The sequence below is a fragment of the Acetobacter sp. genome (genome assembly GCF_022483985.1).
Lineage (GTDB): Bacteria > Pseudomonadota > Alphaproteobacteria > Acetobacterales > Acetobacteraceae > Acetobacter.
Genome location: NZ_JAKVME010000002.1, coordinates 406,444 through 428,203, shown reverse-complemented (window position 1 = coordinate 428,203; position 21,760 = coordinate 406,444). Strand labels below are relative to the sequence as shown.

Here is a 21,760-nt window from a genome sequence, read left to right as displayed (position 1 = left end):
TTTCATACGACGTTCCACGGCCAGTACAGGAAAGCAGCATGAGCAAGAAATCCGAAATCCTGATCGTTGGCGGTGGTGTCGCAGGTCTGGCTCTGGCCACACGTCTGGGCAATTCCCTTGGCAAACAGGGGCAGGCGCGGATCACCCTGATCGACAAGAGCTTTTCCCATGTCTGGAAACCGATGCTGCATTGCTTCGCCGCCGGTACAGCCCAGAATGAGAACGACCGTATCAGCTTCATGGCGCAGGCCAATGAGCATCATTTCGAATTCTGGCCCGGCGAGGTCATTGGGGTTGATCGGGGTCAGCGGGAGGCTGTTCTCGGACCGCTCCACGGCTCGGACGGCACCGTGGTTCTGGAAGGCCGCACGGTCACTTACGATGCCCTGATCCTGTCCATCGGCAGTTGCGCCAACGATTTCGGCACACCCGGTGTCGCCGAGCACTGTCTGTTCATCGACAATCTTGTCGAAGCCAACGGATTCAACGAAAAATTCCGCATGGAGCTGCTGCGCGCCTATGCGGGCGACGGCGCGCTCGATATCGCCATCGTCGGCGGTGGCGCCACGGGAACCCAGCTTGCCGCTGAGCTGCACAAGGCGCTGGAACTGGTTCGCCTGCACAGTTTCTCCCAGACGCCTCCCGCCCTGAACATCACCCTGCTGGAAGCTGGCCCCCGCATTCTCCCAGCCTTCCCGGAACCGGTCTCAGAAGCCGCGCAGAAGGAACTGGAGCGTATCGGGGTCAAAGTCCGCACCTCCGCCATGGTGTCCGGCGCCGATGAAAACGGTTTCAGCCTGAAAGACGGCAGCCATGTGCCCGCGACCCTCCGAGTCTGGGCGGCCGGTGTGAAAGCGCCGGAAGTGACCAGCGGTTTCGGTGGCCTGTCGCTCAGCCGGTCTGGCCAGATTCTGGTCAACCCGACTCTCCAGAGCGTCGATGATCCAGCCATCTTCGCCATGGGTGATTGCAGCTATATCGCAAACGACCCACTGCCTCCGACCGCGCAGGTCGCCCGTCAGCAGGCGCATCATCTGGCGCGTCATCTGCCCGCATGGCTACGTGACGGGCGTGAGATTCCGTCCTGCATATTCAACAACAAGGGCGCAATCGTCGCTCTCGGCAATTATAACGGCTGGGGCACGTTGCCGGGCGGCACCGTGTTTGGCGGCGGTATTTTCAACGGCCTGTCCGCGCGTCTGGGCCATCTGGCGCTCTACCGCCAGCATCAGATTGAACTCTACGGCCTAACACGCGGGCTGATGTCCTGCTTCTCGGACTGGATAGACTCTCTTGTCCGCCCCTCCGTCAGGCTCGACTGATTCGGGCCGACTGCCTGAAAGAAAAGAGCTCGCATCCAGAGCGCCTCCGTGGCTTTACGGGCTCTCTGGATCGAGGCTTTCCCGTGTGGGTTCAGCCCATATCCGCGAGGAGGCGCAGCCTCCCTGACCGCGATTCATTGATATTCAACGGGTTTTCAGAGGCGCCGTCTTTGACGGGATTCAGGACGACTCCCCAAAATCTCCGTTCAATGCGCCTCAGTCCTCTCTGAAGCAGGCGATCTGCAAGGCGAACACGCGCCGGATAAGGGTGACCAGTCCGACGCGTCCCTTCACACGAATCCACTCATCCACAGCAGTCCGGAAAGCAGCGATGCCGGAACGGGCGGCCACTCGTGCCGCCAGCGCTCTTCCCTCGATGTCGGGAAGGCGCTGCTCCAGCACGGTCGCCAGACTGTCCTCCCAGCATGAATATTTATGCAGGCTGACGGAACGCAGGCCCGGGTCCCTTTCAATCAGGCGGACAAAGGCCAGCGCTTCTTCCCGGGTTTTGGCCATGTGAGGAACGACTGCCTCCAGCGCGACCCGGATGACCTCCTGCGGAGACATTTCCGGAGGACAGGCCTGAACCCGTTCACTGAGAACATCCGTCATCTGCTGGGTCCATGCCGTAACCAGATCCGCCTTGGTCGGAAAATGGCGGAACAGGGTGCGTCTGGAAATCCCGGCCGCCACAGCGATTTCGTCGGTTGTCGTTCCCTCGAATCCTTTCTCGGCCAGCAGCCGCATCGCGGCCTCGATCAAGGCGTTCTGGGTCTGTTGTCTGCGTTCTTCACGACGGGAGAGGACCGGAACGTCACCACGGGTTCCGGAAGACAAGACAGTTTCAGGCAAAACACGACTTTCAGACAAAATCCAGAGTGCTGGACTCACTTCACACTGTCCAGTTCCACAGAGGGACAACAGGAATAGCGTAAAAAACACATGCCGTCAGTGGTGTTAAACACCTGATGCTCACGCAGTCACACAAAACCCGGTGAGTCGTCTTCACGGCAACACACCGGATTTCTTATGGTCCCGCACCCCGCACAGGACTGATTCACGAACAGGCGCGCAGACAGAAACTCTTATGTCCGGCAGTTTCCAAAGACCCTGACCGTCACTGGACTTGAGAGCGCTTACGCAGTTCATCTTCCGGGGAGGTCACAAGCAACGTGAATATCCTCTGGCGCTCGGGGCTCATCCGTCGCCCTCCCACCCATTCACGCAGTCGATCCAGAGTGCTCCAGTCATTGGCGCGAGCCGCATCGGTTGCCAGACGAATGGCAAGCTGCTGCTGCTCCGATGTCAGAGTGCCGATTTCCGGCAGGTTTTTCGTCGCAAGACGCCCAACCACGAGCGCCGCTTCAGACCAGTTGCGCTGCTCTTCCAGAATACGACCTCTCAGATCGAGAGAAGCATCGCTTTCATCCTGCGCCAGAAGCTGAAGCGCCTGATCACGGCTGCCCTCACGCGCCAGCAGACCAGCCGTAATCACACGTCGGCGCGACGCCAGTGTTGCGTCCGCCCCCGAGTCCTGTGTTTCATCCAGAGCACGACGCGCCTGCCCCAGACGCTGCGCATCAATATCGGCCTGCGCCAGTTCAGCGCCCAGCGCCGAACGTTGTGCGTCGTCAGAAGCAAGCGGCAGGGCGCGCTCAAAGGCGATCGCGGCCTTCCCCGGCAAGCCAAGCCCCTGCAACTTGCGTCCAAGCCCGGCCAGAATCCTCCCCTTGGCAGGCCCATCCGGTATCTGGTCGATGTGGCTCTCAATCATGGCGACCGCATCGATCAGTTCAACAGATTTCGCTCCACCTGTCTGAGCGTCCGACTCCGCGAGATGCTCCAGAATCTGTTCGACCTGAGGTGCAAGAGCAATACGGTCTTCCGGAAACAGTCGCAGATCATCATCGACCGCGACAAGCACCCTGGGCCACTCCGCCGCCTGCGTCAGGGCCGCGATCAGATTATGCCGGACCTCTTTCTCAACTCCCGCCTGACGGGCTGAGAACAGCAGTTTCTCGTAGCCGGACACAGCTTCTTCCGGGCGAATCTGACCGGCGGCAAGCTTCGCGCCGAGAACCTGTTCCGCAGCCACAACAGAGACTTCCGGCTTTCTGTCAGAAGCAAGATGCGAAAACATCGCCAGCGCCTTGTCCTGATCACCCGCCTTCTGGGTCATGAAAGCACGGGCAAGATCAAAACGTCCGTCATCTGGCAGCGGTTCAAGCGCCGTGCGGTCTTCATCCGAGCCGTAACGTGCAATAAAAGTCGCCACTTCCGGCTGTATCTGCTTTTTCAAAGGGTCGGGATAGCTTTGCAGATTTGAGAAACCCTGCGCCATCAGGGTCGCTGCCTTGGCCGGATTTGCTCCGCTCCGGGCCATATAGAGTCCGCGCCAGAGCACCCCGTCCGCACCCGCCTCCGGATTCGCCAGAGCGGAGGCGGCATCTGTGTTGCCAGCCATCAGATTCGACGCCGCCTGAAGAAAGGTCACATTGGGCTGAAGCGCCAGTTCCGGATTGTCTTCAATCGCAGTCCCGAGAATCGCCCGAGCTTCCCGCGCATCGCCCATCGCGAAGGCGGTTCTGGCAGCCGCCAGCCTCGCTTCGCCACGGTCTTCCGGAGACTGCACCGCTGCCTGCGTCCAGCGACGGCGGTAGTCCTCCTTCAGCACCGTCTGGTTGAGTGCGCGTAATCCGAGCCAGGACCAGTCCACCCGGTCATCCGCCACAGCCCCTTCCGCACCAGACGCCACGGGAATGTCGCCCTTGCCGAGAACATCGAGAAACGCGCCCCCGTTTCCTTTACGCACTTCGATCTGGTCGGACTCAATGGCGAAAACCAGCCCTTGCATGGAGGGCCAGATTTCGTAACCAAGTTTATGGCGGCGCAGCAGCGGTCCCGGACATTCCTCCACGGATGTCGCCACAAGCAGACGGGCACCCGACGATGGATCGGCAAGTTCAATCACACGCCCCGATTGCGGCATGGGATAAAGAAGACCGCCATCTTTCATCTCCGGCGTAATCACAGCATGACGCCTTGCTTCGTTTTCACCCCTGACTGCCAGAATCCAGCCACCCGGCTGTTTCTGTATTTGCAACGGGATCACCTGATTGAAGTGAAAGGCGACAACCGTCGTATTGCCTATGGTCTGCACTGTCGCAGCCGAAAACACGCCTGTTCCCTGCAACGCCGAGGTATCCATCTGCGTGGCGCGATCAGAGACGATGATAAAATCGTTTCCACTCCAGAACGCGCCGATCCCCGCGCCGTCTCCAAATGGCAGGAAGATTTTGTTAACGGCGGCTGAGCCGTTTTCTTCCGGCTGTGATGGCGTGGCGGCTTTCGGCGACGCCACGGATCCATCCGTCTTCGCAGCCGCGCTGTCTGTCGATTTCTGCGCTCCGACATCGGACTGCGTACTGAAACGCTCCGCCTGCCATCCTTCCGGCAGACTCCCCGCAGCCGCCGGGGGTTGCGGGGTCTGAGGGGCGGACGATGCCGGGACCGGCGGAACGGCAGGCTTTTCCTTCCTGTTCTTGCGCCGACGCACAGAGTGCCGGGCAACATGCCCTTCTGGAGCGGCGACAGTTCCAGCCGCCGGCTGCGTTACCGCCCCATTGTCATGTGGCACCAGCAGACGCGCCGCAGCACTCGACTCTTCCGCATAAGAAGAAACGGGAAAAGTCAGGCACGTTGCAAGCCATAACGTCAAAGAAAATCTGATCCGCACGCCTTATTCCCGCTCCGCCATACGACTTCCTGCACAACAGAAACCGCAGCCTTATAATCCAGTTTCAAACGGTCTAGCCGTTTGTTCCAATCCGAACCACAGGAGACCTGCGCGGTACACCTGCCAACAACTGAGTAGCCATCATCGCCCGTTCAGGCACCATTCCCGCGAGAATCGCAGAAGCTTTTCTCGGGTTCATTTTTGTCATCACAGGCACCACTACTTGAAAATCAAGTACATTGAAAATAGATGCGGCGTCACGTGGCGCCATCGCCTCATAAATTTTTACCAAACGATCAACATCAGCATCGCTTAATTGTTGCTTCTGTTTTGCCTGATTTTTAACGACGGCCTGTTGTTCGGAATATTTCTGCATCCGCTGCTCCAGAACCGCCTGCGATGCATCAATGCTTCTCTTTAATTCCTCAAGACTCTGGCTCTCCTGCTCAAGCTGCTTCGTGCGTCCGGCCAGATCCTGCAACAATGCCGTCCGGGCCTCATCAGCATTATGATCCACATCGAGTTCAGGCTTGTTCTGCTGACCTATGCAGGTCATCCCATCCAAACAGGGCGACTTTGCGGCTTGAGCCTTATCGGCTCCTGCGTTTGCTGAAACTTTACCGTCAGAAGAAGGCGCAGGACTGGCGGCGTCACCTGATGAAGGCGCAGCATCTGTCGGTTTCGCGGTCTGGCTCTTTCCCTGCTCTGCGATCGCCGCTGCCCCGTCAGGCGTATTGGCGAACAGTAGCGAACTGGTCAGAAGATACAGCTTAAGCGACAGCAATCCTCCCATAAGACAGGACGAAAGCTGAAAAATACGGGAAAAAGGCAGTTTCGGCATTCGACTAGCTCATCCGCAACGCGCGGATCAGATCCTGTTCGGCTGCCGTCCGCTGGCGCAATCTTTGTTCGTAAGGACGAACTCCCGGAGTGGGGCTGGCTGGCAGGGAAGGCAGACCTGCCCGGTCGGCACCCACCATCTGGTCAGACGGCACGACCGGAGCCGGAACCGGGACGGGCGCAATCGTTTCCACAACAGTTTTTTCCTTTTCAGGAAACTTGTTTTCACGAATAAGCGTTTCAAGACGTTCGGCAATCGTATCCGCTCTTGTGGAGAGAACTTCAAGTTCACCCTGCAATAATCTGGACTGATCGATCATGCGTCCGAGTGAACGGCCGCTGACTTCTCCGGCTGTCTGAAGTTTCTCCACACCGTCTTCAGCACGTCTGCCGCTCTCATCCAGACGCGCCACCAGATCAGCCAGTTCCCGACGATCCCTACGGAGCACAGCCAGAGCACGCCCCAGATGAATACTGTAAAAAATTCCAAAACCAAGCAGAATGCAAAGAGCTATTTCAATAGTATATTCAGATGCAGTCATAATAGACCCTCCATATCAGGAGTACACCCCATCCGGGGACTGAAACATTGTTCGGGCAACCAGAAGGTCTTCTTCAATTCTCACGGCCATCTGCTCTTTTTTCCGGCCAGATTTTCCCATAAAGAGTGAAACCGATCCGCAACGAAGATCAATGGACGCTCCGACTTCCTGTTCCAGCATCAGGACAGACCCCGGCTTCAGATCAGAGACTTCGGAAAATTTCATGGTCTGTTCAGAGAGAACCGCGTCAAGAACGATATCCGTGTCCTGCAGGTGATCAATGAGGTTGGTTTCCCACACCGGGTCCCTGCCAAATTTTTCTCCCATGAATTGCTGCACCAGAAGCTCACGCACCGGTTCCAGAGTGGCGTAAGGCAGGATGACATCAATGTTTCCGCCGCGATCATCCATTTCCACCCGCATGCGCGCCATGAAAACCGCGTTGGAAGTCCGGCAGATCGTTGCGAACCGCGCGCTCACCTCAAGACGTTCGAACTTGAAATTGACAGCGCAGATCGGATCGAACCCCGCGCTCAGGTCCGCGAGGACGATCCGTACCATCTTCTCGACGAGCGCGCGCTCAATCGTGGTGTGGGCCCGCCCTTCGACATTCAGCGGCCTGGGGTTTCTGGCTCCTCCCAGAAGCACATCCACCATGGAGTAGGTCAGTGATGAATCAATCACCATCAACCCGTAATTCTCCCACTCCTCGGCCTTGAAGACCGCGAAAATGGAGGATGTCCTCGCCGAATTCAGATAGTCACCGAAACGCAGGGAACTGATTCCATCAAGAGAGACTTCCACGTTATCGTTCGTGAAACTCCTCAGTGATGTGGAGACAATCCGCATGAGACGGTCAAAGACCACCTCCAGCATCGGCAGCCGTTCATAGGCCACCAGCCCCGCGCCGATGATCCGTTCCAGTCCGCTGACCGGCCCCTTGTCCTCATCCGACATGAGAACACTGCCAAGGAGGTTGTCGATCTCGGACTGGTCCAGAGGACGCTCGAAAGCATCCTCATCCCCGCCATCCTGCCCGGCTTCGCTTTCCTCAAATGCCGCGGCATCCTCTCCCCGGCCAAGCTCGTTCAGGGCTGCCGTCGGCTCCGGACGCGGAATGGAAGTGCTGGTCGTGTCCTGTGCGCCACTCATTGAATCAGAAACTCCGTGAAGAGAACGTCTCTCACTTCAATCGGAGCGAGTTGCAGGGCGATGCGCGCCAGCAACGCCTCACGCAGACGATAGATTCCATTGCCGTTCAGGTCCGCCTGCGAACTTTCATGCAGATAGGTCTGAAAGATATTCTGGACCTGAGGCATCTGCGCCAGAACCTGCTGCTGGGTCGCCCCCCTGACCTGCAACTTGGCTGTCAGCTTCACGAAGACCGGCCGCCCCGATGAACTTTCGAGATTGGAGATGACAGTCGGAATATCGACGAAAAACGGCTCCTCCTGCACAACCGGCACATTTTTTTTCGCGGCCTGTGCGGCATGTTGTTTATAATACCACCCACCCCCGCCAAGCAGCACGATGCCCAGCAATGCTCCCACAAGCATCACAAGCTTCTTTTTGCTCTTTTTGGGAGGCGTTGCCTCAGCACCAGCCGTCTCAGCTTCTTCCGCCATCCGTTCCCCGAAACTGCGTAACCTCATTTCCGACAGGACACGTCCGCACACAGGCAGGCGTTGTCCCTGTTTCACCAACAGAAGGCTCTGTCGATACAGTCGGCTATGGGATCAAGAGGTAAGGCGGGAGGCTTAAGAATCATCTAATTTCGTGGGATGGACGCCACAAATGAGGATTCAGGCAGGAATCGACCAAACTTCACCGTTGGCGTGGTCTCGTGCGTGCGCCAACGCCTGAGCGCGTCTCTCAATACTCCATGAGGAGACGTGCGTCCGCACGACCAACGGCTATATGCCCAGCATCGAACGGGCTCTACAATCAAATGGTGCGAGGAAGCGTCGATCCCGAAAGGACCATCCCCTCACCACAGCCTGAAAAAGCCGTCGCACACCGCCACGCAGGAGCAGGCTGACACCTGCATCAAATGGACACTGAAGAACGTGGACCGCTACACGAGAGCCGTGAACAAAACGCATCTTGCTGATGAGGAGATGCAGGCTCTGTCAACCTGCTGGAAAATGCCTGATAGCTGCCATTTTCCTGATGTGTTGGTGAGCCGGGTGGGACTCGAACCCACGACCATTCGATTAAAAGTCGAATGCTCTACCAGCTGAGCTACCGGCTCGCCACGGGCAACCGGGTAGCGATGGCTGCCGCTCATGTCAACAGCCATCGCCATAAAAACCTGAAATCAGACCGTGATTCAGGCCTCTGCGGAAGCCGGACGCATCTTCAGAATCTTGTCCGGATCCTTGACCGTGCCGCCAGCGCCGGAACCGCGCTTGATCTTGTCAACAAGGTCCATGCCTTCGGTCACTTCACCAACGATGGTGTACTGGCCGTTCAGGTGTGGGGAAGGCTCGAACATGATGAAGAACTGGCTGTTGGCGCTGTCCGGATTCATCGTGCGCGCCATGCCGATCGTGCCACGCTCGAACTTCGCATCACGGGTGAATTCGGCCTTCAGGTCCGGCAGGCTGCTGCCGCTGGTGCCGGTGCCGGTCGGATCTCCGCCCTGCGCCATGAAGCCTTCAATCACACGGTGAAACGGCGTGTTGTCATAAAAACCCTCGGCGGACAGCGTGCGGAGACGCTCGGCAGCCAGAGGTGCGATATCCGGACGCAGGCGGATAACGACGCGCCCACTTGCCAGATCCATGTTCAGAATATCATTTGTGTCAGTCATGTGCCCATCCAGTCACGTACAGGAACCCGGTGCTCCGCACAGACAGAAGCACCGGCTCCGAACGGCTTACGGCACAAAGTCAGAAACGCAAAGTTCCGGAATCAACGTCCCAGACGCACCGTCACCCGCTCCGCAGCGCCGGGCGGCGTGAATTCCCTGATGTCTCCACCGTAATTCGCGATTTCACGCACCATCCGCGAGGAAACGAACTGGGTCCGTTCCGACGCCATCAGGAAAATCGTCTCGATCTCGGGGGCCAGTCGGCGGTTGGCACCCAGCATCTGCGCCTCGTAGTCAAAATCCACCAGAAGTCGCAGACCCCGCACGATCATGGTCGCGCCGGAACGCCTTACCGCGTCCACCAGAAGCTCATTGAACGCAACAACCTCTATCTCGCAGTCAGTTCGCTCCGCCAGAGGCGGGATGGCTTCCTGAATGGAGATGACCCGTTCATCGATCGGCAGAAGCGGGTTTTTACCCGCATTCACCGCGACCCCGATCACCAGCCGGTCAACCAGCCGAGCCGCTCTCTCGATGACATCCAGATGCCCGAATGTCACAGGATCGAACGTGCCCGGATAGAATCCGACCCGTGCGGGTCTCTCAGTCTTCATTGCCCGCGCTTTCTCCATCCGCGCCAGCATCGCCATCACCGTCGGAAGAATCATCCTCCAGAACGGGGAACACGCTGGTCACTGCTTCCGTGCCGTCCAGACGCAGCAGCGTGACGCCACTGGCCTGACGCGACATGACTCGCACCTGATCGACCGGAACGCGAATCAAACGCCCGGCATTGGTGACAAGCATCACGTCGACACCCGAAAGCACAGGGAGCGTGGCCACCACTTCGGAGCCGCGCTTGCTGGAGGAGAAGGTCATGTTGGCGATGCCCTGACCACCGCGTCCGCTGACGCGGTAATCATAGGCCGATGAACGACGCCCGAAGCCGCCATCGCTGACGGTAAGGAGAATTTCCTCGGCTGCTTCAAGCTCGGCGAAACGCTCGGGCGAAAGCGCGGAATCCTCAGTGAGAACGGCCTCTTCCGCCTCGGCGCCGATTTCCTCGGCGTCCGCCTCGTCCGATGCGTTTTCGGCGCGACGCTTGGCGTTGGCCGCCCGCAGATACAACGCCCGCTCCTCGACCGTCGCCTCGACATGGTTGAGAACGCACAGGCTGATGACCTCATCACCGCTGGCGAGCCTGATACCACGCACGCCGGTCGAGCCGCGTCCCGCGAACACACGCAACGTCTCGTCCGTGATCTGGAAGCGGATGCAGCGCGCCTTGCGGGTGGCGAGGAACACGTCCTGACCCTCGCGGCAGGTCGCCACACCGATCAGGCGATCGCCCTCATCCAGCTTCATGGCGATCAGGCCGGAAGACCGGATGTTCTGGAAGTCGCTGAGACGGTTACGCCGCACGCCGCCGCTCGCCGTGGCGAACACGAGATGCAGGGCGTCCCACAGTTCCTCGTCCTGCGGCAGAGGCAGAACGGCTGTAATCTCGTCGCCGCCGAGATCCGGCAGCAGGTTGACCAGCGCCCTGCCCTTCGCGGTCGGACTGGCTTCCGGCAGACGCCAGACCTTCTCACGATAGGCCTTGCCACCCGAGGAGAAGAACAGCACCCACTGATGGGTGTGCGCGTTGAAGGAACGCACGACGATATCGTCACCACGACGCCCGGCCGCCGTGCGGCCACGACCGCCACGGTTCTGGGCGCGGAAGATTTCAAGCGGCGTGCGCTTGATGAAGCCGTCACGGGTGATGGTCACGACCATCAGACCCGGCTCGATCAGGCTTTCATCGTCCTGATCGCCCGCGTAATCAGAGATTTCGGTCGCGCGAGGCGTGGCGATTTCAGCGCGCGCCAGCAGCAGTTCCTCACACATGACTTCCATGCGGCGGATATGGCTGCCGATGATCTCCAGCAGTTCATTGATCTTCGTGGCGACTTCGGACAGTTCGTTCTGGATCTTCTCGCGCTCAAGACCGGTCAGGCGCTGGAGACGCAGTTCCAGAATACCGCGGGCCTGCGCTTCGGTCAGACGGACCTTGCCGCCCACGACGATATTGCCCTCGTCATGGATCAGCGCCAGCAGCGGCTCGACATCGGCGGCGTCCCACTCGGCGGCCATGAGCTGCTCGCGGGCGGTGGCGGCGTCCGGAGCCGCACGGATGATGCGGATCACCTCGTCGATATTGGCGACGGCGATCACCAGACCGACGAGAATATGCCCGCGATCCCGCGCCTTGTTCAGGTCGAACCGGGCGCGGCGCATGATCACTTCCTCGCGGAAAGCGATGAAGGCCGACAGCACGTCGCGCAGGCCCATGAGCTGCGGCTGGCCGCCATTCAGGGCCAGCATGTTCACACCGAAGGAACTCTGGAGCTGTGTGAAGCGATAGAGCTGGTTCAGCACGACTTCCGGTGTGGCGTCACGCTTGAGTTCGATCACCACGCGCATGCCGGAACGATCCGATTCGTCACGGATGTCCGAGATGCCTTCGATATGGCGATCGCTGGTCTTGTCGCGCACCAGTTCGGCGATTTTCTCCTGAAGCGTCGCCTTGTTCACCTGATACGGAATCTCGGTGATGATGATCGCCTTGCGGTCCTTGCGGATTTCCTCGATGTCCGCCTTGGCCCGCACGACGACCGAGCCACGGCCCGTGGCGAACGCCGAGCGGATGCCGGACCGTCCGAGAATGATGCCGCCGGTCGGAAAATCCGGTCCGGGAATGATCTCCATCAGCTCTTCGAGCGTGATCTCCGGATTGGCGATCATCGCCAGCGTCGCGTCGATGACCTCACCCGGATTATGCGTCGGGATGTTGGTCGCCATGCCGACGGCGATGCCGGTCGCGCCGTTGACCAGCAGGTTCGGGAAGGAAGCGGGCAGAACGGTTGGTTCGTTCTCGCTCTCATCGTAGTTCGGCTGGAAATCGACCGTGTCGCGGTCGATGTCATCAAGCAGGAAAGAAGAGGACTTGGCCAGACGCGCTTCGGTATAACGCATGGCTGCCGGGCTATCACCGTCAACCGAGCCGAAGTTACCCTGCCCGTCAATCAGCTTCACGCGCATCGACCAATGCTGCGCCATGCGGACCATGGCGTCATAGATCGAGGAGTCGCCGTGCGGGTGATATTTACCCATCACGTCACCGACCGCGCGGGCCGATTTGCGGTAGGGCTTGTCCGCCGTGAACCCACTCTCACGCATGGCGTAGAGGATGCGACGATGCACCGGCTTCAGGCCGTCCCGCACATCCGGCAGGGCGCGGCTGACGATGACGGACATCGCATAAGCGAGATAGGAGGAGCGCATCTCCTCCTCGATGGCAACCGGAACGAGGTCGGAGGGCGAAGCGGGCAGGTCTGAGTTCTCGGTCAAGGCTCTTCCGTCATGTCACGGCCTGCACGGCCTGCTGTGAATAAGAAGCCTGCTGATAGCACAGAGCACGTCCGGCTGTAAGGGCGACGGCTGTTTCCCCTCACGCGCTGAGACCACGAGCCGTATTTCCGGGATTATTGTCAGGAAAACGGCGTGACGGACCGCATCGGAGGCGCTGCACCGGCCTGTCACGAACGACTGCCTCCGGCCCGTTCGTCATGGCTCATGCAAGCAGGCTTTGTCCGACAGGAGGACCATCGAGCCCCATGCTGATTAACTGTATCTTTATTCAGGAAAAATAATTTTTCCGTATGATCAGAAGCAGCACTGTGAACCAGCATCCGGGCGTTCCGGTGTGCGAAAAACGCTCGCAACCAGAGCCTGAGCAGAGATGGAGGCGGATCAGCCGCCGCCGATATCCGGGCAGAGGCTCTGAAGATCACATCGCGCCACCAGATACCTTTCAGACATATGGATCATGCCCCCTCTCACGGCCGGACCAGCGACACACGGGACCGGTCTGATCCCGAGACATTTCCGTCCAGTACAGATCAACGACCATCCGTCACCCAGCCGCCGTCGGGCCACATCGCAAATACATCGCCTTGAATTATGAAAAAACCTTATAAAATCAAAAGGAACTCACAATGACGGCAACTGTGGCCTCCGGGCAGACAGTCACTGTGTCTTCCGGACAGAATCTGTCGGATATCACGGTTGCCAGCGGCGCGGGACTGACCATCTCCTCTGGAGGAACGGTCGACACCATCACGGTTGTCAGTGGTGGAGGGCTGACCGTGTCCTCCGGGGGAACGGCCGGGAATGTCACGGCGCACGGCACAGTCAGTGTTGTCGGTGGCACGCTGCTGTCCGTGTATGCAGACAATTACTCGATCCGTATCGACAGCGGCGGCTATCTCAGCGGCGCTGTCCTGACGAGCCAGGGCAGCATCACTCTGGATAACGGACAGGTGGTGGGCGCCCTGATCTCCGGCGCCGAGGCCACCGGCCTTGCAGGCGCAGCCGGTCGTTCAGGGACTTTCATCGACACGACCGTTTATGGCGCTTCCGACACCAGCGGCTATTTCAACAACGGTTATCTTTTTCTGGACAGCGGTTTTACAGCGTCCAACACACTCGTCGGGTTCGGTGGTCTGGTTCAGTTGGCGGAGACCGACTCTCTGGCCGTTGGCGTGATTATCAGCAGTGGCGGCGTCGTAAAGGTTCTGACGTCCGGCGCTTTCATTTCCAGCGCGGTCATTTCACAGGGAGGTTCCCTCTTCCTTTCTCCCGGCGGCGGCTATATGGCGGATCAGGTCACGGTCGCCAGTGGCGCCGTCCTGACCCTCAGTTCAGGCGTGACGGTTCACGCCACCACCATTTCCAGCGGAGGGGACGTCGTCGTCCTGTCAGGCGGGTTGGCCAGCGCGACCATTCTGGCTGCCGCGACGTCGAGCGGCAGCGCTGCCGCGTTCATGGATGTCACCAGCGGCGGAACGGCTGTCGGCACGCTGATCAATGGCGGCACAATCGTTTTCATAGAAAGTGGCGCTATCGACAGCGGCACCATCATCGGTGGCAGCACCGCGACGACACAGGCCCTTGAGGTCATGAAGGGTGGCGTCTCTTACGATGTGCAGGTTCTGGAGAACGGGTTTCTCAATGCCGGTCAGACGGGAACGGCAGTCGCGGTTTATAATCCCACGGCTTCCGGCAATCTGGCGACTCTCTACATTGATGTTCATGCCACGGAATACGGTGGCGTCGTCAAAGACGGTGCGCACCAGACCCTGTATGGCGCTGTCAGCGGCCTGACGATCTCAAGCGGCGGCGTGCAGAGCGTCATGGGTGTCGGCACGTCACTCTACAAACAGACTTCGGCTGTAAACGATCTTGTCGAGTCTGGTGGGCTGGTCCTGCAGAATGGCGGCTTTGTCGAAAACGCCATCATCTCCTCCGGTGGTGTGCTTTCGCAGGCTGGCGGAATCGACTCCCAGCATGGCGGCGTCGCTACGGCGACACAGATCATGGCCGGGGGCTCGGCCATCATCGGCACCATCGGGTCGGCGACTGTCGTTTCGTCCGGCGGCACGGAAGTTGTTCTATCCGGCGGCCTCGAAAGCGGCGGTACGGTCAGCGGTGGTCTGCTTACTGTCAATTCCGGCGGCTCCGCAGTCAGCGTCACGCTGTCCGCCGATGCTTCGTCCACAACGCAGTTATCCGTGCAGAGCGGTGGCGTCGTATCGGGCGCGATCGTGGCGGCATCCGCCGTCGCTGTGATTTCCGGCTCGGCCATCTCCACGACTGTCAACGACAACGGCGCTCTCCGGATCGGCTCGGGAGGGATCGCCAGCGGCACCTATGTCAGCGGTCCCACAACCTTTGTCAGCGGCACCACGAGTGGCCCCGGCACGAACTATAGCGTGATCGTCAGCTCGGGCGGTTCTGCCAACGATACGACCCTATTTCACAACGTCATGGTCATCAGCGCGGGAGGCTCCGCGTCCGGAATCACGCTCAATGATGCCGGTATAGTCGTTCAGGGAATAGCTTATAACCTGACTGCCAATTCCCAGAACGGGGCTTACAGGGTACGCATTGCGAACGGAGGCGTGGCATCAGGCGTCACAACCTCGAACCTCGTCCGCACGCTCGTCTACGACAACGGCACTATCTACAACGACATCATCAGCAGCGGCGGCACGGAAGCCGTGGTCGGTGACGGAGGGATGGCCGCGACATCGTATAACGCCGACATCCTGTCCGGCGGAAAGCTCTCCGGTTATTACGACAATGTTCAGGTCATTTCAGCAACTGTCGAAACAGGTGGCCTGCTGGAAATCATCAGCGGCGCCGTAGCGAGCGACGCGTCCGTCGGCGGCGTCAACGGCACGATGAACGTCTACCGCAATGGCTCCGCAACCGGCACACAGTTGCGTTCGGGAGGGCTTCTCATGGTCGGTGCCGCTTCTTTCAGTGAGAACGCAGTCATCTCTTCCGGCGGAACAATGACCCTCTCGTCCGGAGGGATTGGCAGCAATACGCTGGTGGAATCCGGAGGACAGGAAACAGTTTCGTCCGGAAGCCTCGAAAGCGGCGGCACGGTCAGCGGTGGTCTGCTGACCGTCAGTTCCGGTGGCTCCGCAGTCAGCGTCACGCTGGAAACTGACGTTCTGGCCAATTCACTGATCGTGGAAGCCGGAGGCGTTGTGTCCGGCGCAGTCGTGGCGGCATCCGCCATCGCTGTCATTTCCGGCTCGGCTGCCGCCATCACCATCTCCTCTGGCGGCCATGTTGTGATTTCCTCCGGCGGCGTCATCAGCGGCACAAACATCGTCGGTCCCACAGATCAAAGCCTGAACGACACGCTCCTCTGGGTCAGCGCCGGGGGCGCGGCCTACAATACGACCCTGTTTCATGAAGGCATGATCGTTGATTCGGGCGCCTATGCCTCCGGCGTCACACTCAATGACGGAAGTCTGACCGTTTACGGAAGACTTGATAACCTGACCCTCACCTCCCGGAGCATCTATGGAGCCTATGTCAACGGCGGGACGGTGTCAGGCGTCACCACAACAAGCGGCGTCATTCAGGTCTATAACAGCGGCCAGCTTTATAATGATTCAATAGGGAGCGACGGCAAGGAATTCGTCATCGGCGACAATGGTGGCGCAACATCGTACAACGCCGACATCAAAGGCACACTCTACGCCTATCTGAGCGATGCCCGAGTCATCTCCGCGACCGTGGAAGCCAGAGGATCGCTTCAGGTAACCCAGACTGCTCAGGCAAGCAGCACGATTGTCAGCGGCACGATGGCTGTCAGCACCAGCGGCTCCGCCACCGGCACGCAGGTTCGATCCGGTGGCCAACTCACGGTTGGCAGCGCTTCCACCGCCGAAAACACCGTCGTTTCTTCCGGCGGCACGATGGTTGTCTCTTCCGGTTCGGCTTTTGCAACCACTCTCTACGACCGCGCTTCCGCAGTGGTTTCCGCCGGAGGGATCATCAGCGGCACGAACGTCTCCGGTCCAGCTGATTCCCAGTTGCAGAACACCGTCCTCACGGTCGGCTCCGGAGGATCGGCCTACAATACGACCGTATTCCACGACAAGATAACCGTCGGCTCGGGCGCCTACGCCTCGGATGTGACGCTGAATCAGGCCGGCATGACCATCAACGGGACAGTTGACGGTCTGACGATCAATCCCAGCGGCAACAACTATTACGCCGTGCTGGTCGTTGGCGGAACCGTGTCGGGTATATCGACACTCAGCGCTGGCGGCATCGCCGTTTACGGAAACGGTTCGATCTACGACGACACTGTTGGAAGCAACAGTGTCGAGTTGCTTCTTTCCAACGGAGGAGGCGCGACATCATACAATACTGACATCCTCTCGGGAGGGCTGCTTTCCGCCTACAACGACGATGTGACGGTCATGTCGGCAAAAGTCGAAGCAGGCGGACTGCTTCAGGTCACTCAGGACGCCGTCGCGAGCGGCACGGTCGTCAGCGGCACGATGCACGTGGACAGCAACGGGTCCGCGACCAGCACAGTCGTTCTGTCTGGTGGTCTGCTCACGGTCGGCGATCCTTCCCTCAGCGAGAACGCAATCGTCTCTTCCGGCGGCGTCATGATTCTCTCCTCCGGGGGAACTGGCAGCAATACGCTGGTAGAAACCGGGGGGCAGGAAACCATTTCATCCGGCAGCCTCGAAAGTGGCGGCACGGTCAGCGGTGGTCTGCTGACCGTCAGTTCCGGCGGGTCGGCAGTCAGCGTCACGCTGGCGACCGGAACAGCCGCTCCAGCGCTGCGTGTGGAAAGCGGAGGCGTCGTCTCCGGTACTGTCGTGCAACAGTCCGCCTCGGCAGTGATTTCAGGTTCAGCCATCGCCACGACCATCTACGATGGCGGCCAGATCATTGTCTCCTCGGGAGGAGTGGCCCGGGATACGACGGTTATCGGTCCTGATAGTTCCGAGAGCGTCAGCAACGGTTTCTGGGTCTATGGCGGAGGCGCGGCCTACAACACTACCGTCACGCACGGCACCATTGTCATCGATTCAGGCGCTCAGGCCTCGGGCGTCACGCTCAATGACGCGGGCATGACCGTCAAGGGCACCCTTGAAAACCTGACGGTCAATTATCAGAATCCGGCTATCCTGCCTTACGGCGTGTTCATCGACGGCGGAACGGTTTCCGGCGTTGTCGGCTCACAGAGCCACATCGAAGTCTATAACAACGGCTCGATTTATAACGACACGATCGCAAGCGGCAGCGTGGAATATGTCCTGAGTTCGACCGGAGGCGGCGGGGCATCGTATGCGGCCGACATCCTTTCGGGCGGACGGCTTTCCGCGTTCAACGCCGACGCCAGCGTCATCTCCGCGACCGTAGAAACCGGCGGCAGGCTTCAGATCAACGATCATGCCGTCGCCAGCGGCACGACGCTCATCGGCACCATGAACGTCAGCGGCACCGGGTCCGCCAGCGACACACAGATTCTGTCGGGCGGCCTGCTTACGATTCTTGCTTCATCTTTCAGTGAGAATACGATCATCTCGTCCGGCGGCAGAATGGCGCTTTCCAGCGGCGGCGTGGGCAGCGGCACGGAGGTCAGTTCCGGCGGACGGGAAACCGTTTCCTCCGGTGGCCTTGAAAGCGGTGGCACGGTCAGCGACGGCACCCTGACCATCAGCGCCGGTGGGTCCGCCGTCAGCGTCAGCGTGGAGGCCAGCACGCCGACCCTGTCACTGTTCGTGCAAAACGGCGGCTTTACATCCGGCGTCACCGTCAAAGGGTCGGCCACCGTGACGATTGCCGGCTCGGCCGTCGCCACCACCATTCAGGATAGCGCCCTTGTTACGGTTTCCTCTGACGGTGTGGTCAGCGGTACGATCCTCAGCGGCCCGTCGGACGCTGGCGCAGGCCGCAACCTCATGTTGGTCAGTTCGGGCGGAGCTGCCTACGATACGACCGTGTTCAACGATGGCATGGTGGTGAATGCGGACGCCACCGCCTCCGGCGTCACGCTCAATGACGCGAGCATCATTGTCAAAGGCACGGTCGATAATCTGACTGTCAATTCCCAAGGCAGCACAAACGGTGTTTATGATCACGGAGCCTATATCAATGGCGGAACGGCTTCGGGCGTCGTCCTCTCGCAGAGCCATATCGAAGTCTATAACAGCGGCTCGATCCACAGCACCACGATCGGAAGCGACGGCACAGCACATCTCCTGAGTTCGACCGGCGGTGGCGCAACGTCCTACGATGCCACCATTCTCTCGGGCGGTCTGCTCTCCGCTCAGGATGCCGATGTCTCCGTTCTTTCCGCGACTGTTGAATCCGGTGGGCAGCTTCAGGTCACGGAAAACGCCGTAGCCAGCGGAGCGACTGTCCGCGGCTTGATGAGTATCGACAGTACCGGCTCCGCCACCGACACACAGCTTCTGTCGGGCGGCCTGCTCACGGTTGGCAGTTCCTCCCTCAGCGAAAACACCACCGTCCTGTCCGGTGGCGTGATGACCCTCTCCTCGGGCGGTAGCGGCAGCAACACGCTGGTCGAAGCCGGAGGGCAGGAAACCGTTTCCGCAGGTGGTCTCGAAAGCGGCGGCACGATCAGCGGCGCTCTTCTGCTCAGCGGCGCAGGTGCGCTGGGTCGGCAGATCAGTCTGCTCGACGGCGGCACGCTGGAGGCGACGGACAGTGCCGCTGTTTCAGGACTGAACACCGTCAACGGTGCGATCACCGTGGAAAATGGCGCCGAAATCGACAGCATCACCGCCCGGAGCGGCGCCATCACACTCACTGGCGCAGCGATCCTTTCGGGCGGCTCGCTATCGGACAACGCCACCCTCACCCTGACATCCGGCGCAATAGCCCAGAATCTGACACTGACAGACGGCACGCTCATCAGTGTGACGGATCAGGCGGTTCTCAGCGCGACCCGGCTATCCTCCAACACCGTTACCACCATCGTCTCGACCGGCTCAGGCTACGATCTGACGGTGTCAGGCGGACAACTCCTCGTCTCGGGAGGAGGTGTTCTCAGCGCCGCGACGGTCACTGACAATGGTGATATCCATATTTATGGCGGACAGGTTTCCAGCGTCACGCTTTCAGGCGGCACGATGGAAATCGATGACGACGGTTACGCCAGGCAGACCGAGATTCTCTCCGGTGGGCTGCTCGCAGTCGGTGATCCCTCCATCAGCGAGAATGCGGTCGTCTCCTCCGGTGGTGTGATGACCGTCTCGTCCGGCGGCATCGGCAGCAACACAGTTGTAGAATCCGGTGGACAGGAAACCGTCTTTTCCGGAAGCCTCGAAAGCGGCGGCACGGTCAGCGGCGGCCTCCTGACCATCAGTTCCGGCGGCTCCGCCATCCACGTCACGCTGGCGAGCGATGCGTCCTCTCCCTCCACACTCGTCGTGGCAGACGGCGGCATCGCCAGCGCCACGCTGATCGAAGACCACAGTATCGCCTTTATCTCCGGCTCCACAGTATCGGATACGATCAGCGGCGCGACCGCACAGGAAATCGTCTCGTCCGGCGGCAGCGTCTCTGACGCCACTATCGCGGGCGGCGGCACCCTCACCGTTCTCGATAATGCGCAGGCCGACACGATCGCGGTCGAAAACGGTACGCTGTCTCTCAGTGGAGCGCATGCCTCCGTCCGGTCCGTGACACTGGACACAGCGGGCCAGATCACCCTGTCCGATGGGGCTGTTCTCAGCGGCTCCAGCTACGACGCCGGAGCGATAACGGCGCAGAGCGGCGGCACATTTGAAAGCGCCATCCTCACCGGAACCGCACAGACGAGCGCCACCTCCGGCGGCACGGTTTCCGCCGTGACGCTTCAGTCCGGCACGCGTCTTACGGTCAGTTCCGGCGGCACCGGACAGGGCACGATCCTTGAGTCAGGCGCAATCCTGCTGGGTGTGGCGGGCGCCACGGTTGATGACACGACAATCAGCAGCGGCGCTCTTTTCCAGATCGACAGCGCCGCAACCAGCAGCGATACGTATCTGACATCCGGCGGCTCCATTGAACTGCTGAACACATCATGGTCGGACACGGACACAGTCAGTTTCGCCGACAATATTCTGACCATTGACGATGATGGCAGAATCATCACGATCAATCTGTCTGCGGCCGACGATGTCTATCTCACCCGGGATTTCGTCCTGTCACGGGCCGATACGGACCCGCTTTACGCCAACAGCAACGATATCCTCATAACACTCGCGCCTGTGGCCTGTTTCTGTCGGGGCACCCGGATCGACACAGAATTCGGACCGATGCTGATCGAAAATATCCTTGAAGGAACAGGAATTCTTACTCTTGATGGCCGTATGGTCACGTTACGCTGGAAAGCCGTCAGACGATACAGCCGCAGGCAAATGGTTCTTGGCGCAGCCCTGCGACCTCTGGTCATCAGGGCTGATGCGCTGGGGCATGGTCTCCCCTGTCGGGATCTACGTGTTTCACAACTGCATATGCTCTATATTGACGAACTGCTTGTTCCGGCGGCGGCCCTCGTCAACGACCGCACCATTTTTATCGAACAGAGCGGTTCCGCGATGGAGTATTACCATCTCGACATCGGCGTCCAGAACATCATTTTTGCTGAAGGTGTGGCGACGGAATCCCTGACCGATGACGATGCGTCACGCCGTGGTTTCGACAATTACGACCAGCACGTCGGCTCCCTGCCGTCTTCCGCGGACGTGATCATGGCCGCCCCCCTGATAAGGGAAGGGGAAATCATCGCAACGCTTCAGGCGCGTTACGCACAGCGCGCCGCCATGCTTGGAGCGCCCTTCCGGCAGATATGTGAAAATGGTCTCTTTCTGCTGTAAGGAGCCGGTTTCGCAACAATGTCTGGGCACCAAAAGAGTTTCGAGTCTCGTTTCTTTCCGACACTGACGCTTTGAAGTGATTCCTGAATGGTTTCACAGGAACAGGAAACGTCCCGCGAACTCCACGCAAAACCAACAGCGCTGTGAAGTGACGCTTATGCCAGCTCTGCCCGCACCTGTAAGGGGCCACGCCCCCTGATCCCGATCCGTTGATCAAACTGTTTTCACAGACGAGCCCCTGACGAGATTCG

11 protein-coding genes and 1 tRNA gene are annotated in these 21,760 nt (G+C 59.7%); 2 read left to right on the top strand and 10 right to left on the bottom strand.

Annotated elements, in window-relative coordinates:
• Nucleotides 1-38: 38 nt before the first annotated feature.
• Nucleotides 39-1,322 carry an NAD(P)/FAD-dependent oxidoreductase gene (locus LKE90_RS13580; protein ID WP_291491916.1) on the top strand — a complete coding sequence of 428 codons (1,284 nt, stop codon included), beginning with the start codon at nt 39-41 and terminating at the stop codon, nt 1,320-1,322.
• Nucleotides 1,323-1,538: 216 nt separating this feature from the next.
• Here the strand turns inward: LKE90_RS13580 and LKE90_RS13575 are convergent, their stop codons facing one another.
• The 10 genes from LKE90_RS13575 to gyrA form a co-directional block, all read right to left on the bottom strand.
• Complete coding sequence (locus LKE90_RS13575; protein ID WP_291491917.1) at nt 1,539-2,159, bottom strand: TetR/AcrR family transcriptional regulator; 621 nt, start codon at nt 2,157-2,159, stop codon at nt 1,539-1,541.
• 280 nt (nt 2,160-2,439) lie between these two features.
• Nucleotides 2,440-5,058 (bottom strand): hypothetical protein, encoded by a 2,619-nt coding sequence (locus LKE90_RS13570; protein WP_291491918.1) that lies wholly within the window; start codon nt 5,056-5,058, stop codon nt 2,440-2,442.
• A gap of 73 nt (nt 5,059-5,131) precedes the next feature.
• On the bottom strand, nt 5,132-5,899 hold the full coding sequence (locus tag LKE90_RS13565; protein ID WP_291491919.1) for a MotE family protein: 768 nt from the start codon (nt 5,897-5,899) through the stop codon (nt 5,132-5,134).
• Nucleotides 5,900-5,903: 4 nt separating this feature from the next.
• Nucleotides 5,904-6,440 carry a DUF6468 domain-containing protein gene (locus LKE90_RS13560; protein ID WP_291491920.1) on the bottom strand — a complete coding sequence of 179 codons (537 nt, stop codon included), beginning with the start codon at nt 6,438-6,440 and terminating at the stop codon, nt 5,904-5,906.
• A 15-nt stretch (nt 6,441-6,455) separates the two neighbouring features.
• On the bottom strand, nt 6,456-7,592 hold the full coding sequence (gene fliM / locus LKE90_RS13555) for a flagellar motor switch protein FliM (protein ID WP_291491921.1): 1,137 nt from the start codon (nt 7,590-7,592) through the stop codon (nt 6,456-6,458).
• Nucleotides 7,589-8,065, bottom strand: coding sequence for a flagellar basal body-associated FliL family protein (locus tag LKE90_RS13550; protein ID WP_291491922.1), 477 nt, complete (start codon nt 8,063-8,065; stop codon nt 7,589-7,591). The genes fliM and LKE90_RS13550 overlap by 4 nt, the downstream gene beginning before the upstream one ends.
• Before the next feature lie 550 nt (nt 8,066-8,615).
• Nucleotides 8,616-8,691: transfer RNA gene (locus LKE90_RS13545), tRNA-Lys, on the bottom strand.
• Between the two features lie 78 nt (nt 8,692-8,769).
• Entirely contained in the window at nt 8,770-9,252 is a 483-nt protein-coding gene (locus tag LKE90_RS13540) for a peptidylprolyl isomerase (RefSeq protein WP_291491923.1), read from the bottom strand.
• Between the two features lie 101 nt (nt 9,253-9,353).
• Nucleotides 9,354-9,866 carry a pantetheine-phosphate adenylyltransferase gene (coaD, locus tag LKE90_RS13535; RefSeq protein WP_291491924.1) on the bottom strand — a complete coding sequence of 171 codons (513 nt, stop codon included), beginning with the start codon at nt 9,864-9,866 and terminating at the stop codon, nt 9,354-9,356.
• A complete protein-coding gene (gene gyrA / locus LKE90_RS13530) occupies nt 9,856-12,645 on the bottom strand; it encodes a DNA gyrase subunit A (RefSeq protein ID WP_291491925.1) in 2,790 nt (929 codons plus the stop codon). The genes coaD and gyrA overlap by 11 nt, the downstream gene beginning before the upstream one ends.
• Before the next feature lie 647 nt (nt 12,646-13,292).
• Here gyrA and LKE90_RS13525 point away from each other — a divergent pair.
• Nucleotides 13,293-21,509, top strand: coding sequence for a Hint domain-containing protein (locus tag LKE90_RS13525; RefSeq protein ID WP_291491926.1), 8,217 nt, complete (start codon nt 13,293-13,295; stop codon nt 21,507-21,509).
• The last annotated feature ends 251 nt before the right edge of the window (nt 21,510-21,760 follow it).